Annotated in this window: 10 protein-coding genes and 2 pseudogenes; 3 read left to right on the forward strand and 9 right to left on the reverse strand. The window is 74.7% G+C overall.

Annotation, left to right across the window (positions count from 1 at the left end; all coding sequences use genetic code 11):
• Window positions 1–974, forward strand: a pseudogene (locus GPJ59_RS38610) (TOMM precursor leader peptide-binding protein); the annotation flags it as partial.
• A gap of 41 nt (window positions 975–1,015) precedes the next feature.
• Window positions 1,016–2,344, forward strand: coding sequence for an ABC1 kinase family protein (locus GPJ59_RS22170; protein ID WP_219668987.1), 1,329 nt, complete (start codon window positions 1,016–1,018; stop codon window positions 2,342–2,344).
• Window positions 2,345–2,389: 45 nt separating this feature from the next.
• On the opposite strand, the gene GPJ59_RS22175 is transcribed toward GPJ59_RS22170, so the two are convergent.
• From GPJ59_RS22175 to GPJ59_RS22195, 5 genes are all read right to left on the reverse strand, one after another.
• Entirely contained in the window at window positions 2,390–2,596 is a 207-nt protein-coding gene (locus tag GPJ59_RS22175; protein WP_219668988.1) for a hypothetical protein, read from the reverse strand.
• A 125-nt stretch (window positions 2,597–2,721) separates the two neighbouring features.
• Window positions 2,722–3,057, reverse strand: a complete 336-nt coding sequence (locus GPJ59_RS22180; RefSeq protein ID WP_219668989.1) for a hypothetical protein — start codon at window positions 3,055–3,057, stop codon at window positions 2,722–2,724.
• Complete coding sequence (locus GPJ59_RS22185; RefSeq protein WP_219668990.1) at window positions 3,054–3,425, reverse strand: WhiB family transcriptional regulator; 372 nt, start codon at window positions 3,423–3,425, stop codon at window positions 3,054–3,056. Before GPJ59_RS22185 ends, GPJ59_RS22180 begins: the two co-directional genes overlap by 4 nt.
• Window positions 3,426–3,598: 173 nt before the next feature.
• Complete coding sequence (locus GPJ59_RS22190) at window positions 3,599–3,922, reverse strand: hypothetical protein (RefSeq protein ID WP_219668991.1); 324 nt, start codon at window positions 3,920–3,922, stop codon at window positions 3,599–3,601.
• Between the two features lie 164 nt (window positions 3,923–4,086).
• Complete coding sequence (locus tag GPJ59_RS22195) at window positions 4,087–6,246, reverse strand: ATP-dependent DNA helicase UvrD2 (RefSeq protein WP_219668992.1); 2,160 nt, start codon at window positions 6,244–6,246, stop codon at window positions 4,087–4,089.
• Between the two features lie 213 nt (window positions 6,247–6,459).
• On the opposite strand from GPJ59_RS22195, the gene GPJ59_RS22200 reads away from it, so the two are divergent.
• Window positions 6,460–6,720, forward strand: coding sequence for a mycoredoxin (locus tag GPJ59_RS22200; protein WP_219668993.1), 261 nt, complete (start codon window positions 6,460–6,462; stop codon window positions 6,718–6,720).
• A gap of 65 nt (window positions 6,721–6,785) precedes the next feature.
• On the opposite strand, the gene nudC is transcribed toward GPJ59_RS22200, so the two are convergent.
• From nudC to GPJ59_RS22220, 4 genes and pseudogenes are all read right to left on the reverse strand, one after another.
• Window positions 6,786–7,733 (reverse strand): NAD(+) diphosphatase, encoded by a 948-nt coding sequence (nudC, locus tag GPJ59_RS22205; RefSeq protein ID WP_219668994.1) that lies wholly within the window; start codon window positions 7,731–7,733, stop codon window positions 6,786–6,788.
• A gap of 61 nt (window positions 7,734–7,794) precedes the next feature.
• Complete coding sequence (locus tag GPJ59_RS22210) at window positions 7,795–9,225, reverse strand: dipeptidase (protein WP_219668995.1); 1,431 nt, start codon at window positions 9,223–9,225, stop codon at window positions 7,795–7,797.
• A gap of 10 nt (window positions 9,226–9,235) precedes the next feature.
• Window positions 9,236–13,132, reverse strand: a complete 3,897-nt coding sequence (locus tag GPJ59_RS22215) for an ATP-dependent DNA helicase (RefSeq protein WP_219668996.1) — start codon at window positions 13,130–13,132, stop codon at window positions 9,236–9,238.
• A gap of 598 nt (window positions 13,133–13,730) precedes the next feature.
• Window positions 13,731–15,602 (reverse strand): annotated as a pseudogene (locus tag GPJ59_RS22220) (PD-(D/E)XK nuclease family protein); the annotation flags it as partial.
• Window positions 15,603–15,837 lie beyond the last annotated feature (235 nt).

Consider the following 15,837-nt stretch of genomic DNA (forward strand, 5'->3'; position numbering starts at 1 on the left):
TTTACAAGAAGAGGAGGGCAGACGAGATCGCCCTCGGTCTGGGGGGCTGGGAGATGGGTATAAGAGACGGGGCCAGGGGGCGCGGCAGCGGCGGGGGGGGCGCGCAGAGCGGGGGGGGGCTGGCGGCGGCGGGGGGGGGCCGGGTCGACGTGCTGGACGGCGGCGGGGGGGAACCGGGCGCCGTCGCGCCGGGAGGCTTGGGGCCGCAGAGCGTGGGCCGGCTGCGGGCGGAGGCGGCGGAGGCACTGGTGCGGGCGGCGTCGCCGGGCCCGGGCCCACGGGCCCGTCCCGGGGACGGGGCACGGGGCCGGACCGGGGACGGGGCACGGGGCCGGACCGGGGACGGGGCACGGGACCGTCCCGGGGACGGGACACGAGGCAGGACCAGGGAGGGCACGGGCGCGGGTACAGGTACGGGTACGGGTGCGGGTGCGAGGGGGGCGGAGCCGGGGCTGGCGCTGGTCGTGGTCGCCCCGCGGGACGGACTGCACGCGTGGGCGCCGGATCCCGAGGCGGCCGCGGACTGGGTGGCCGGCGGAGCCCCGCACTTGTACGCCGGGGTGCTGGAGGGCACGGGCGTGGTGGGGCCGCTGGTGCTGCCGGGCGCCACGGGGTGCGCGGGGTGTCTGGAGCGCGAGCGGGTGGCCCGGGACCGGTCCTGGGCACGGATGCTGGTGCAGTGGCGGTCGGCGCACCGGCGCCGCGGGTCCCCCGCCTGCGACCTGGGTCTGGCCACGGCGGTGGCGGGGCTGGCGGCTGCTCATGCGCTGGCCTTCCTCGACGGGGAGCTGCCCGCCTCGACGGGCGCGCGGTGGGAGGCGGCGCTGCCCGGGCTGCACTGGCAGCGGGTGGTGGTGTCGGCTCACCCGGAGTGCGGTTGCGGGGCAGCGAGTTCCGGCCGGTAGGCCGGTTCGGGCGCCGGCGAGGGGGACTCCGCCACCGCCCTGGACCCACAGGACACAATGGCCGGGTAACGGCCGCTCACGGCACGGCAGTCTGGGATTTGGAGGGGCGCATGTCTGATCTTCCCCGGAAGGCGGTCACCCGTACCGTCAAACTGGCCGCGCTGCCGCTCGGCATCGCGGGCCGGGTCACCTGGGGGCTGGGCAAGCGGATCGGGGGCAAGTCGGCCGAGATCGTGGCGCGCGAGCTGCAACAGCGCACGGCTGAGCAGTTGTTCCGTACGCTCGGCGAACTCAAGGGCGGGGCGATGAAGCTCGGCCAGGCTCTGTCGGTCTTCGAGTCGGCGCTGCCCGAGGAGGTCGCCGGGCCGTACCGGGCGGCGCTGACCAAGCTCCAGGAGGCGGCTCCGCCGCTGCCGGCCGGGACGGTGCACCAGGTGCTGGCGGAGCGGCTGGGGCCGGACTGGCGGGAGTTGTTCACGTCGTTCGAGGACAAGCCGGCGGCGGCCGCGTCGATCGGCCAGGTGCACCGGGCGGTCTGGCACGACGGGCGGGAGGTCGCCGTCAAGGTGCAGTACCCCGGTGCGGGTGAGGCGCTGTTGTCGGACCTCAAGCAGCTGGGGCGGTTCGCCGGGCTGCTGGGGCCGCTCGTCCCCGGCATGGAAATCAAGCCGTTGATCACCGAGCTGCGGGAGCGGGTCGCGGAGGAGCTGGACTACGTGTTGGAGGCGGAGTCCCAGCGGATCCATGCGGAGGCCTTCGCGGGCGATCCGGACGTGGTCGTGCCGGGGGTGGTGCACCACAGCGACCAGGTGCTGGTCTCCGAGTGGATGGAGGGGATCCCGCTGTCGGAGGTCATATCCGACGGCACCACGGAGGAGCGCGACCGCGCGGGGCAGTTGCTGGCCCGCTTCCTCTTCTCCGGTCCGGCGCGCACGGGGCTGCTCCACGCCGACACCCACCCGGGCAACTTCCGCCTGGTCGAGGGGGTGGACGGACAGCTGCGCCTGGGCGTCCTGGACTTCGGCACGGTCGACCGCCTCCCCGGCGGCCTGCCCGGTCCCATAGGCCGCTCGCTGCGGATGACCCTGGAGGGGGACGCGGAGGGGGTCTACGGGCACCTGTGCGCGGAGGGCTTCGTGAAGGAGTCGGTCGAGCTGGACCCGGACGCGGTGCTGGACTGGCTGGGCCCGATGATCGAGCCCGCCGCGGTGGAGGAGTTCACCTTCACCCGGGACTGGATACGCGGCCAGGCGGCCCGGTTCGCCGATCCCCGCTCCCCCGCCTCCCAGTTGGGGCGCATGGTCAACCTGCCGCCGTCCTACCTGCTGATCCACCGGGTGACGCTGAGCACGATCGGTGTGCTGTGCCAGCTGGGCGCGACCGTGCGCCTGCGCGAGGAGTTGGAGGCCTGGCTGCCGGGGTTCACCCCCGAGGGCTGAGGCGCGCCGCCCGGCGCGCCGGGCCCTCGCGCGTGCGCCGCGGGCTCACCACCAGGAGGAGTCGAGGCGGCCTTCGATCGCACGGAGGTTGGCCCGGGCGCAGTCCACGCAGAAGTACTGCCGGATGCCGTTCTCGACCGAGCAGGTCCAGGTCGGCGGCGGGCCGTCGGGGACGGTCTTGCCGCAGCGCGCGCAGACGACGGCTCGGCGGTCGGGTTCGGGGGGCGCGGGGCGGGGGGTCGGCTGGTCCACCTCCAGACGATATCGCCACAAGGTGGGCGGCGGGCCGCAACGCACCGGAGGGACCGGTCCGTTCGGACCGGTCCCTCCGGGGACGGCTTCCTTCAGCTGTCGGTGGGCTGTCGGCCCTCGGGCCGTCAGTGCATGACGGCCATGGCCAGCGCACGGCGGGCGCGCAGCGAGACGCGCTCGGCTCGCCGCTGCATGCGGCGGGCGACGACCAGGCGCGCGGCGCGACGCTCGGCGTCGACCTCACGCATCCGGTCGGCCATATGGGCGCGGGCCAGGGCTTCTGGGATGAGTTGCATTTCGCGGGTCCTGTTCTGACGCGAGGTGATCGCGCCGGTGGTGATGAAGTCTTCGGTGGCGGAGCCGGACGGCTGCTCGCTCGTGGTTGCGGGGGTCATGCGGGCCTGCTTCAGGGGGTCGTGCGTCAGGGGGCGGTCGATGGTTCCGAATCCGGTGGCGTTCATGCCGTGACCGGGTTCTTGCGCGGGCGGCCACGCGGACGCTTGCGGGCCACGACCACACCCTGGACGAAGAGCTCCCCGCCCCAGACGCCCCAGGGCTCACGGCGCTCCAGCGCGCCGGCGAGGCAGGCCTCGACGAGCGGGCAGGTGCGGCAGAGGGACTTGGCGTACTCGACGTCGGCCGGGGACTCGGCGAAGAAGACCTCTGGGTCGTAGGTGCGGCACGGAACGGGCACGCCGAGGTTCTCGATGGCGTCGTCGAGCGCGGTGAGCGCGGTGAGCGGAGTCAAGGTGGAGTCCTCCGGGACTGCGGGCGGGGAGATCGTTCGGGGGTTCTGCGGTACGGACGGGGCGTGCGCTTCGAGTTGCACGGTGGTTTCTTCCTCGTCTTGTCTGGTCGTTCCGGCGGTCGGCCGGGTTGCTGGTACCTGGTTCTGCCAGTCCCGAGGCCCCTTCGCTCCGTCGTCCCCGTGCGGGGAAAACAGAAGGGCCGCGGATCCCGGGTGGGGTTCCGCGGCCCTGAAGGCGCCGGCCTGATCGTCGATCAGGCTGGATCACTCCAGGGTTCGAGCCCGCGGAAGGCCCACATCAGGTGGTGCTGCGTCTGCTTCGTCTGGATTCCGGCACCGGCCGCCGCAAAGCCATAGGCCTGAGCCTGGGCTTCCGTCCTTGCCACCGGTGCCTGGGTCGGTCGCTCGTTGCGCTCACGCACGGGGAGGGTCGCCAGGGTGGCGGGGCCGGCCGTGGAAATCACGGACAGACCGGTGCCCCGGACGGAACGCAGGGAGGAGCCGAGCAGGGTGGAGCCGAGCGTGCAGGAAGCGGCGACCGAGCGATCGGTCATTTTGGTGTTCATGAAGCTGGTCACGGGGTCTCGCCTCCTCTCGGCGCTCGGGGACCGGCTTGCGGGCCGGTCCCGGTATTCGGATAAGTACAGCACGAGGACAGGGCTTCGGTGAAGCTGCCTGTTCCCGTGGTTAAGAACCTATGGGGATTCGCAGGGCATGCGCAAACTATTTTTCCGACGAGTTTCTACGCGTCGTCAGCCGCGCCTCCCCCAGGCTCCTGACCTGCGCAGATGGCCAGCACATCGGCTCCGAACCGGTCCAGCTTGCGCCGGCCCACCCCGGAGATCATCGCAAGCTCGCCCTCCTCGGCGGGCGCGGCCTCGGCGATCGCGATGAGCGTCTTGTCCGTGAAGACGCAGTACGCGGGCTGCCCGAGCTCCTTCGCCTGGACCGAGCGCCACTCCCGCAGCCGCTCGTAGAGGCCCTCGTCCATGTCGGACGGGCAGTCGTCGCAGCGCATCAGCTTCAGCTCGCCGGCGTCCGTCAGCGTCTTGCCGCAGACCCGGCAGTGCACCGGGCCGCGACGGGCGTGCCGGCGGCCGCCGAGCTCGCCGGCGGCCACCCGGCCGGGCGCCGTGGAGCCCGGCCGCAGCCCGTTCAGGAAGCGGCTGGGCCGACGGGAGGCCCGGCCCCCCGGAGAGCGCGAGAGGGCCCAGGAGAGCGTCAGGTGGACCCGCGCCCGGGTGACGCCGACGTAGAGCAGGCGGCGCTCCTCCTCGACCTGCTCGTCGGTCTTGGCGTAGGTGATCGGCACCATGCCGTCCGTGAGGCCCACCAGGAACACCGCGTCCCACTCCAGGCCCTTGGCCGCGTGCAGGGAGGCGAGCGTGACGCCCTGCACGGTGGGGGCGTGCTGGGCGGCGGCCCGCTCCTCCAGCTCCGTGACGAAGTCGGCCAGGGTGGCGCCGGGGCGGCTGCGGGCGAGGTCCTCGGCGAGCCGGGCCACCGCGGCCAGCGACTCCCACCGGTCGCGCACCGCGCCGGAGCCGGCGGGCGGCTCGGCGCTCCAGCCGGTGCTGCTGAGCACGGCCCGCACCTGGGCGGCCAGCTCGACGACGTCGTCCAGCAGCGGGTCGTTGCCCGCGGAGCGGGCGGCGCCGCGCAGCGTCAGCATGGCGGCCCGCACCTCCTGCCGCTCGAAGAAGCGCTCCGCGCCGCGCAGCTGGTAGGGCACGCCGGCGTCGGCGAGGGCCTGCTCGTAGACCTCGGACTGGGCGTTGATCCGGAAGAGCACCGCGATCTCCCCGGCGGGGACGCCGGCGTCGATGAGATCGCGGATGCGGCGGGCGGTTCCCTCGGCCTCGGCGGGCTCGTCCGGGTACTCGGCGTAGACCGGGTCGGGGCCGGGCTCGCGCTGCGAGACCAGCTCCAGGCGGTGCTCGGCGGCCCGGCCGGCGGCCTGGCCGAGCAGCCCGTTGGCGAGGTGGACGACCTGCGGGGTGGAGCGGTAGTCCCGGACCAGCTTGACGACCGTGGCCTGCGGGTAGCGGTGGCGGAAGTCCAGCAGGTGGTCGGGGGTGGCGCCGGTGAAGGAGTAGATGGTCTGGCTGGCGTCGCCGACGACGCACAGGCTGTCGCGGTCACCGAGCCACAGCTCCAGCAGGCGCTGCTGGAGCGGGCTGACGTCCTGGTACTCGTCCACCACGAAGTGGCGGTACTGGCTGCGGACCGTCTCGGCGATGTCGTGGCGGTCCTGAAGGATGCCGACGGTCAGCAGCAGCACGTCCTCGAAGTCGATCATGCCGCGGTCGCGCTTGAGCTGCTCGTACATCCCGTAGACGTGGGCGATCTCGGCCATGTCCCGGGGGGCCTCGCGGCCCGCCTTGCGGGCGGCCGCCGGATAGTCGGCGGGCACGGTCTGGGTGACCTTGGCCCATTCGATCTCGCCGGTGACGTCCCGCAGCTCGTTGCGGTCGAGGCGGACGCGGCAGCGGGCACCGGCCTCCGCGACCAGCTGCACCTTCCGCTCGACCAGCCGGGGCAGCTCGCCGCCGACCGCGCGCGGCCAGAAGTACTGGAGCTGGCGCAGGGCGGCGGAGTGGAACGTACGGGCCTGGACGCCCTCGGCGCCGAGCGTGCGCAGCCGGCCGCGCATCTCGCCCGCGGCGCGGTTGGTGAAGGTGACGGCCAGCACACTGGCCGGCATCATCCGGCCGGAGCGGACCCCGTAGGCGATCCGGTGGGTGATCGCCCGGGTCTTGCCCGTCCCGGCACCGGCCAGCACGCACACCGGCCCGTCCAGCGACGTCGCGACCTCGCGCTGCTCCGGGTCCAGGCCCAGGAGCACCGCGTCGGCCGAGTCGGCGACGGGAGGGAAGGGGGAGGAGTGCGTTGCTGGTGTCACTCCGCCATGCTGCCAGGTCCGGCGCCCCGGACGGGAACCCTTGTCCACAGCCCGACCGCATCCGTAGTACCGCAGCGGCCGGAAAGCGGGGCCAGGGCCCAGGGCCGGACGGCGGTGCCGGGGCCCAGGGCCCAGGGCCGGGAATGGTTCCGGCCCTCCCGCGCGTTCGACTACCCGGACGTATCGAACCCCCGCGAAGGAGAGGTCCCCGCTATGCAGGACAAGGGTTCCGTGACGATGTACAGCACGACCTGGTGCGGCTACTGCCGCCGGCTGAAGACCCAGCTGGACCGGGAAGGCATCGCGTACACCGAGATCAACATCGAGCAGGACCCCGAGTCCGCGGCCTTCGTCGAGAAGGCCAACGGCGGCAACCAGACCGTCCCCACGGTCCTCATCGTCTCCCCCGCGGGCACCGAGTCGGTCATGACCAACCCGAGCCTGGCCCAGGTCCAGCAGGCCCTGGCCGTCTGAGGCGCGCCGTACGCCCCCTGACCCCGCGGGTCAGGGGGCGTACGCGTGCCCGGGACCGGGTGGGGTCAGGCGGCCTTGGGGAGGGGTTCGCCGTACCAGAGTTCGACCAGGCGGGCCGCGATCGAGATGCCCGACGGGGGCAGGACCTCGCCGGTCTCGAAGGCGCGGCGCAGTTCGTCGCGGGAGAACCAGCGGGCCTCCTGGATCTCCTCGCCGTCCACGTTGATCTCCGAGGTGACCGCGCGGGCGGTGAAGCCCAGCATCAGGCTGTACGGGAAGGGCCACGGCTGGCTGGCCACGTACTCGACCTCGCCGACCCGCACGCCCGCCTCCTCCCACACCTCGCGGACCACCGACTGCTCGATGGACTCGCCCGGCTCGACGAAGCCGGCGAGGGTGGAGAAGCGGCCCTCGGGCCAGTGCACCTGGCGGCCGAGCAGCGCGCGGTCCTGGTCGTCCGTGACCAGCATGATCACGGCCGGGTCGGTGCGGGGGTAGTGCTCGGCGCCGCAGCCCGGGCAGCGGCGGATGTGGCCGGCGGCCGCCACCACTGTGCGCTCGCCGCAGCGGGAGCAGAAGCGGTGCATCCGCTGCCAGTTCTCCAGGGCCACCGCGTGCACCATCAGGCCCGCGTCGCGCGGGGAGAGCAGCAGTCCGGCCTCGCGCAGGCCGGCCGGGCGGGCGGACTGGTCCATGCGGCCGGGCAGCGTGTCCTTCTGGAGGGCGAAGTAGCTGACGCCGTCCTCGTCCGTGCCCAGGAAGTACCGGTGGGTCTCGGTCACCGGCGCCTCGAAGGCCGGCGTCATCACGATCTCCGTGTCCCCCTCGGGGGTGTCGTCGATCAGGACCTGGCCGCCGGAGACGACGAAGACGCGGGTCGTCGGGTGGCTCCAGGCCGCCGCGAGCCACGCCTCGTCGAGGCGGTGGTGGGCGGCGCGGTCGATCCCGCTGGGCGCGGTGAGCGAGACGGGTCGGGCGGCGTGCTCAAGCGAGGTGCTCACGGGTACTTCCAACTCCCCCTGGGGTGGGCGGCAAGGCGGCGAGGCTGCGAGACGGCGAGGCATCAAGGCGGTTTCAGGCGGGCGACCCGGGGGTCTCCCCGGACGGGGTCCGGGGAAGGGCGGCGGCGAGGTCGCTCCACAGGTAGGCGGTCGTCTCCACGCCCTTGAGCAGCAGGTCCAGTTCGACCTTCTCGTTCGGCGCGTGCCAGCCGTCGGACGGGACCGAGATCCCGAGGAAGAGGACGGGCGCGTCCAGCACGTCCTGGAGGTCGGCGGCGGGGCCGGAACCGCCCTCGCGGGTGAAGCGGATCTTCTGGCCGAAGGCGCGGCCCATCGCCCGTACGACGGACTGCAGGGCCGGGTGGTCGAGCGGGGTCAGGCAGGGCCGGGTCGGCGCGCCGAAGACGACGCGGTGGCGGATGCCCTCGGGGACGCGGGCGGCCACCCACTCCTTGACGGCGGCCTCGACCTCGTACGGGTCCTGGCCGGACACCAGGCGGAACGACAGCTTCAGGTGGGCGGAGGCGGGGACGATGGTCTTGCCGCCGGGGCCCTGGTAGCCGCCGCCGATGCCGTTGACCTCGGCGGTCGGCCGGGCCCAGACCCGCTCCAGGGTGGAGTATCCGGCCTCGCCGAAGGCGGCGTGCGACTTGGCCGTACGCAGCCACTCGGCCTCGTCGAAGGGCAGTTCCGCGATCAGCTCGCGCTCGGCGTCCGTCAGCTCGGCGATGTTGTCGTAGAAGCCGGGGATCGTGACCCGCTCGTCGGCGTCGTGCAGGGCCGCGACCAGGCGGGCGGCGACGGTGGCCGGGTTGGGCACGGCCCCGCCGAAGGCGCCGGAGTGGATGTCCTGGTCGGGTCCGTGCAGGTCGATCTCGCAGTCGGCAATGCCGCGCATGCCGGTGCAGACGGTGGGCGTGGTCCCGGACCACATGCCGGTGTCGGAGACGATCACGACGTCGGCGGCGAGGCGGTCGCGCTCCCGCTCGACGAGGTCGCGGAAGTGCGTGGAGCCGGACTCCTCCTCGCCCTCGATCAGCAGCTTGAGGTTGACGGCGGGGGCGCTGCGGCCGGTCGCCGCGAGGTGGGCGCGGACGCCGAGGGTGTGGAAGAACACCTGGCCCTTGTCGTCGGCGGCGCCCCGCGCGTACATCCGGCCGTCGCGGACGACCGGCTCGAACGGCTCGGTGTGCCAGCCGTCGGCAAGGGCGGCCGGCTGCACGTCGTGGTGGCCGTAGACGAGGACGGTCGGGGCGGCCGGGTCGCCGCTGGGCCACTCGGCGAAGACGGCCGGGGCGCCCGGCGTCTCCCACACGTCGGCCGTCGGGAAACCGGTCTCCTTGAGCTTGCCCGCCAGCCATTCGGCGCTGCGGCGTACGTCGTCCGCGTGCTCGGGCCGGCCCGAGACCGAGGGGATGCGCAGCCAGTCGGCGAGGTCGTCGAGGAAGGCGGCGCGATGCGTGTCGATGTACGTGCGGACGGCGCTGTCCGGGGTGTCGCTCATGGGGAGGAGCCTAGCTGTCCGACGGGTGGACACCGTCCGGGTCCGGGGTGGGGGCCGGGGCCTGTGCGGGGGCGGGGGCCTGCGCGGAGGCCGGCGTGGGGGCCTGCGCAGGGGTCTGCGCGGGGGTCTGCGCGGGGGTCTGCGCCGGCGCCTGGTGGTGTTCGCCACGCAGGACGGCCTCCAGCCGGGCCCGGCCGGGCAGCCGCCGGGGCCGGATCACGCGGCCGCTGCGGACGTGCAGGAACGCGGCGGTGACCTTGGCGAGGGGGGTGCCGGTGGTCTCCGCCCAGGCGAGGCGGTAGACGGCGAGCTGGAGGGGGTCGGCCTCGGCGGATCGGCCGGTCTTCCAGTCGACGATCTCGTAGCCCCCGTCCGGTGTCGTGTACACGGCGTCGATCCGGCCCCGGACGACCCGGCCCGCGAGGGTCACCTGGACGGGGACCTCCATGCGGTACGGGGTGCGGTCGGCGTACGGGCTGCGCTCGAAGGCGGCCTTGAGCGCGTCGAGGTCGCGGGCGTCGGCGACCTCCTGGTCGGAGCCGGGGAGCTCGGTGACGGGGTCGAGGACGTCGATGAAGGGCAGCGGCAGCTCGTCGAACCGGGACTCGACCCACGCGTGGAAGCGGGTGCCCTGGCGGGCGGCCGGCTGGGGCGGCTTGGGCATGGGCCGGGCGAGCTCGCGGGCGAAGCCCTGCTCGTCCGCGGCGAGCCGCAGCAGCTGGCTGGCCGAGAGGGCGGCGGGCAGCTCGACGTCCCGCACCCCGGCGCGGGCACGGCGGAGCTCACCCTCGAGGGCGTCGAGGTCGCGGTCCCAGGAGGCCACGGCGCGGGCTTCCTCGGGGGTCAACCGGTCCTCCGCGTCACGGGCGGCACCTGCGCCTGCGCCTGCGCCTGCGCGTTCGCCTTCGCCCTCCGTCGTCGTCCGGGTACGCCGACCACCGGCCCCGGGCCCGGCCGGGGTCCGGGCCCCTGGTACGGCGACGGGGAGAGGGGCGTGCGGGCCGGCGGGCGCTCCGGCGTCGGCCCAGGGGTCGTCGAACCAGGGGGCGTCGAACCAGGGGGCGTCGAACCAGGGGGCGTCGAACCAGGGGGCGTCCGCCTCCGGGACCGTGCCGCCGGGGGCCGGCGGCCGGGGCCCCGGGGCGGTGCCGGGGTGTTCCGCCCAGGGGTCGTCCTCGGCGGGGTCCCCGGGCCACGGGGCGTCCGGCCAGGCCGGGTCCCCGTAGGTCGGGTCCTCGTAGGCCAGGTCCCCGTGTGCCGAGTCCTCGTAGTGCGGCTCCTCGCAGTCCGGGGGCCAGACGTACGGGTCCTCGGTGGTGGTGGCGGCGGGGTGGGGCGTGGCGGAGTGCGGGGGCGGGGCCGACAGGTAGGACTCGACCAGGGAGGCCGCTCGGCGGCGGCGGACGAGGGAGGCCGGGTCCAGGGGGAGCGGCCAGGAACCGGCCGACGTGGTGTCGTCCGTCAGGGACGGGTTCTCCTCGCCCGGTTCCGGCGCGTCCGCCCAGACCTCGATCTCGCCGTGCCCGGCCACGCAGTGGTCGTGGAGCGCGGTCAGGAAGGCCGACGGCCCGCGCGGCTTCTTCTGCGTCGGCCCCCACCAGTGCGCCGAGGCCAGCAGCAGCGACCGGGGCCGGGTGAAGGTGACGTACCCGAGGCGCAGCTCCTCCGTCGCCTGGTGGGCCTTCAGCTCGGCCTTGAACGCCTTCAGGCCCGCCGAGGTCCACTCCGGGTCGGCCGGCAGCGTCTCCGCGTCCCCGCGCAGCCCGTGCGGCAGCACCTTCGCGTACGAGGTCCAGGCCTCGCGCGGCTGCTCGCTGGGGAACGCCCCCCGGTGGAGCCCGGGTACCGCCACCACGTCCCACTCCAGGCCCTTGGACTTGTGCGCGGTGAGCACCTTGACCGTGTTCTCGCCGCCCGGCAGCGCGTGGTCCAGGCCCTTCTCGTACTGCGCCGCCGTCCGCAGGAAGGCCAGGAACGCCAGCAGCGAGGCCTCGCCGTCGAGCGCGGCGAACCCCGCCGCCACGTCCAGGAAGCCGGACAGCGTCTCGCGGCGGCGGGCAGCCAGGGCGTTCGGGGAGGCGGACAGCTCCACGTCCAGGCCGGTCGTGGACAGGACCCGGTGCAGTACGTCCATCAGCGGGTCGGCGAGCGCGCGGCGCAGGTCGCGCAGCTCCTGCGCCAGGTACGCGAAACGGATCCGGGCGTCCGACGAGAAGGGCAGGTCGTCGCCCTCGTACGAGGAGCTGTCGAGGAACGTCTCCAGCGCGTCGGCCAGCGAGACCACCTCGGAGGGGTCGACGCCCTCCACAGCGGCCGCGAGCCGGTGGTCGTGGTCCTCGCCGCCCTGTTCCGGCGTACGGGAGACCAGCAGCCGGGCCCGGCGGCCGAGCAGGGCCAGGTCGCGGGCGCCGATCCGCCAGCGCGGGCCGACGAGCAGCCGGACCAGGGAGGCGTTGGCACCCGGGTCCTGGAGCACCTCGCACACGGCGACCAGGTCGGCGACCTCCGGCAGGTGCAGCAGCCCGGACAGGCCGACCACTTCCACGGGCACGTCGCGCGCCACCAGGGCGGCCTGGATCGCGGCGAAGTCGCCCGCCGAACGGCACAGGACGGCGATCTCGGCCGGTTCCTTGCCCGTGCGGACCAGGTGGGCGATGGAGTCCGCGAGCCAGTCCAGCTCCTCGGCGTGGGTGGGCAGCAGCGCGCAGCGGACCGAGCCGTCCCGCTCGGCGCCGGGCGCCGGGCGCAGCGCCTCGACGCCCTCGTGCAGGGCGCGCAGCGGCGCGGCCAGGGTGTTGGCGAGGTCGAGCAGGCGGCCGCCGCTGCGGCGGTTCTCGCTGAGGGACTGGCGGGTGGCGGGGGTGCCGTCGGGGTGGGCGAAGTGCTCGGGGAAGTCGTCGAGGTTGGCTACGGACGCGCCGCGCCAGCCGTAGATGGCCTGGCAGGGGTCGCCTACGGCGGTCACGGCGTGGCCGGTGCCGGTGGCCGTGCCGGCACCAGTGCCCGTGCTCGTGCCGGTGCCCGTGCCGGAGCCGAACAGGCCGGAGAGCAGGAGCCGCTGCGCGACGGAGGTGTCCTGGTACTCGTCGAGGAGGACGACCCGGAACTCCTCCCGCAGCAGCGCGCCGACCTCGGGGCGGGTGGTGGCCAGCTCCGCGCACAGGGCGATCTGGTCGCTGAAGTCCAGCAGGTCGCGGGAGCGTTTGGCGGCGCGGTAGCGGACGACGAGTTCGAGGAGCTCCAGGCGGCCGCGGACCGCCTCGGGGACCTTGCGCAGGTCGTCGTTGGTGAGCCGGACGTCCGCGAGGGTGTCGAGGAGGGCGGTGTCGTACGCGCGCAGCCGGTCCGGGGTGACGAGGTGCTCGGAGAGCTCGGCGTCGAGCGCGAGGACGTCGCTGACCAGGTCCGGCACGGACTTGGTCAGCGACGGGTACGGGCCGGGGGCCTCGCGCAGGACGCGGGCGGCGAGCTGGAAGCGGGTGGCGTCGGCGAGCAGGCGGGCGCTGGGCTCCAGGCCGATGCGCAGGCCGTGGTCCTTGAGGAGCTGGCCGGCGAAGGCGTGGTAGGTGGAGATCCGCGGCTCCCCGGCGGCGTCCTCGTCGGCCGGGGAAGGGTCCGGGTCGGTGATGCCGGCGCGGGCGAGGGCGGTACGGACGCGCTCGGCGAGCTCGCCGGCGGCCTTGTTGGTGAACGTGAGCCCCAGGACCTGGTCCGGCCGGACCTGCCCCGTCCCGACCAGCCAGACCACGCGTGCGGCCATGACGGTGGTCTTCCCGGAACCGGCCCCGGCGACGATGACCTGCGGGGCGGGCGGGGCCGTGATGCAGGCGGTCTGCTCGGGGGTGAACGGGATGCCGAGCAGCTCCTTGAGCTGGTCGGGGTCGGTGAGGACGGGGGGATGCACCATAAGAGGCTATCCGGCTGCGCCGACAATTCGGCTCGGCCTTGGGCAGGCCGGGCTCGGCCGTCGCGGGGCCCGGCTGGGCCATTGCGGGGCCCGGCTGGGCCGGAGCGGGGGCCCTGCCGGGCCGGAGCGGGGGCCGGCGGCGTGGTGCGGGTCGTGCGTGGCTGGTCGCGCAGTTCCCCGCGCCCCTGACGGGGCTGCCGGCCTTGCCGGACCGGTGACCGCCGTCGTGGGTTGCTCGCGCAGTTCCCCGCGCCCCTGACGGGGCTGCCGGCCTTGCCGGACCGGTGACCGCCGTCGTGGGTTGCTCGCGCAGTTCCCCGCGCCCCTCACGGGGCTGCCGACCTTGCCGGACCAGTGACCGCCGTCGTGGGTTGCTCGCGCAGTTCCCCGCGCCCCTCACGGGGCTGCCGACCTTGCCGGACCGGTGACCGCCGTCGTGGGTTGCTCGCGCAGTTCCCCGCGCCCCTCACGGGGCTGCCGACCTTGCCGGACCAGTGACCGCCGTCGTGGGTTGCTCGCGCAGTTCCCCGCGCCCCTGACAGGGCCCGCCGGTGGGGGTTGCTCGCGTAGTTCCTCGCGCCCCTGAGGGGGTGGGTGGTTACTCCACGATGTGGCGGCCCTCCGGGCGGGCGCTGCAGGAGGTGCGGAAGGTGCAGCGGGTGCAGTGGTCGCCCGTCGACGGGGTGAAGCGCTCGTCCAGGACACGGCCCGCCGCGTCGGCGAGGAGGTCGCCTACCCAGTTGCCGGCCGGGTCCGCGGACAGGGGCTGCTGGTGCTGGATCTTCGGCACGGTCTCGCCGCCGTCCTTCTTGGCGGCGCCCTGGCGGAGCTGGACGAGTTCGGCGCCGCCCGGTTCGGGGCGGCGGCCGTCGAAGGCCTCGTCCACCGCGCCCTCGCGCACCGCCAGCTGGTACACCGCGAGCTGCGGGTGCCGGGCGACCTGGTCCTTGGTCGGCGCGGCCTTGCCGGTCTTGAAGTCGACGACGTACGCCCGCCCCTGCGGGTCCGCCTCCACCCGGTCCATCGAGCCGCGGATGCGGACGGCGTACGGGCCCGCGTCCAGCGTGACGTCGAAGTCGTGCTCGGTGGCGACGGGGGTGCGGCCGGCCCGGTCGGAGTGGTGCCAGCGCAGGAAGCGTTCGAGGGCGGCGCGGGCGTTGTCCTTCTCCTGGCGGGACTTCCAGGGCGCGTCGAAGGCGAGCGCGTCCCAGACGGAGTCCAGGCGTTCCATGAGGACGGCCAGGTCGGCGGGGGTGTGCCCGGAGGCCACCTCGTCGGCGAGGACGTGGACGACGTTGCCGAAGCCCTGGGCCGCGGTGGCGGGGGTGTCCGCCTTGACCTCGCGGCCGAGGAACCACTGGAGCGAGCAGGTGTTGGCCAGCTGGTCCAGGGCACTGCCGGAGAGGGCGACGGGCCGGTTCCGGTCGCGCAGCGGGACGCTGCTGCGGGTGGGCTCGTAGAGGCCCCACCAGCGCTGCGGGTGCGCGGCGGGCACCAGGGGCCGGTCCTCGTCGTCGGTCAGCGCGGCGAGCCGGGCGAGGCGCCGCGCGGCGGCGTCGCGCAGCGCGGGCGAGGCCTCGGGGTCGACGGTGGTGGCGCGCAGCTCGGCGACGAGGGCCGGGACCGCGAGGGGGCGGCGGGGTCGGCCGGTGACGTCGCGCGGGGTGACACCGAGCTCGGTGAGGAAGCGGGAGGGCTGGTCGCCGTCCTCGGCCGGGGCCTTGACGGCGGTGACGACGAGGCGGTCGCGGGCGCGGGTGGCGGCGACGTAGAACAGCCGGCGTTCCTCGGCGAGGAGGGCGCCGGGGGTGAGCGGCTCGGCGAGGCCGTCGCGTCCGATGCGGTCCGCTTCGAGGAGGGAGCCGCGGCGGCGCAGGTCCGGCCAGAGGCCCTCCTGTACGCCGGCCACGACGACCAGGCCCCACTCCAGGCCCTTGGAGCGGTGGGCGGTCATCAGGCGGACGGCGTCGGAACGGACAGCGCGGGCGGTGAGGGTATCGGCGGCGATGTCCTCGGCGTCGAGCTGTTCGAGGAAGTTGAGGGCGCCGCGGCCGCCGGTGCGCTCCTCGGCGCGGGCGGCGGTGTCGAAGAGGGCGCAGACCGCGTCGAGGTCGCGGTCGGCGTTGCGGCCGGCCGCGCCGCCGCGGCGGGCGTTGCGTTCCAGGCGCTGGGGCCAGGGCGTGCCGTCCCAGAGGGTCCACAGGGCTTCCTCGGCGGTGCCGCCGCCCTGGAGGATCTCGCGGGCCTTGCGCAGGAGCAGGCCGAGGCGCTGTGCGCCGCGGGCGTAGGCGGGGTCGTGGGTGACGAGGCGCTCGGGCTCGGCGAGGGCGCGGGCGAGCAGGACGTCGGAGGGGGCCGGGGTGCGGACCCCGGCGGCCCGCTCCTCGTCCCGCAGGGCCCGGCCGAGCCGGCGCAGGTCGGCGGCGTCCATGCCGCCGAGCGGCGAGACGAGCAGCGCGAGCGCGTCCTCGACCCCGATCCACGCCGCCGCAGCGCCGCCAACGCCCTGCGGGCCGCCGTCGGTGGGATCTGCCTCGCCCTCGACCGGCCCCTCTGGTTCCGCCCCGGCGGACCCGCCCGGGCGATCGGCGGCAGCGACAGCGACAGCGGCCGGGACCTCACCGGCCCCGCCGACCCCGCCGACCTCACCGGCCTCGCCGACGGGCTCGACCGTGTCCGCCGCTGTCCCTTATACACATCCCCGG

It is taken from the genome of Streptomyces bambusae (genome assembly GCF_019400985.1).
In the GTDB taxonomy this organism is placed as follows: Bacteria; Actinomycetota; Actinomycetes; order Streptomycetales; family Streptomycetaceae; genus Streptomyces; species Streptomyces bambusae_A.

Excerpts from the sequence above, each read along its gene's own strand:
- GPJ59_RS22170 (WP_219668987.1), top strand. The coding sequence starts at position 1,016 with ATGTCTGATCTTCCCCGGAAGGCGGTCACCCGTACCGTCAAACTGGCC.
- GPJ59_RS22180 (WP_219668989.1), bottom strand. The coding sequence starts at position 3,057 with ATGAACGCCACCGGATTCGGAACCATCGACCGCCCCCTGACGCACGAC.
- GPJ59_RS22200 (WP_219668993.1), top strand. The coding sequence starts at position 6,460 with ATGCAGGACAAGGGTTCCGTGACGATGTACAGCACGACCTGGTGCGGC.
- GPJ59_RS22210 (WP_219668995.1), bottom strand. The coding sequence starts at position 9,225 with ATGAGCGACACCCCGGACAGCGCCGTCCGCACGTACATCGACACGCAT.
- GPJ59_RS22215 (WP_219668996.1), bottom strand. The coding sequence starts at position 13,132 with ATGGTGCATCCCCCCGTCCTCACCGACCCCGACCAGCTCAAGGAGCTG.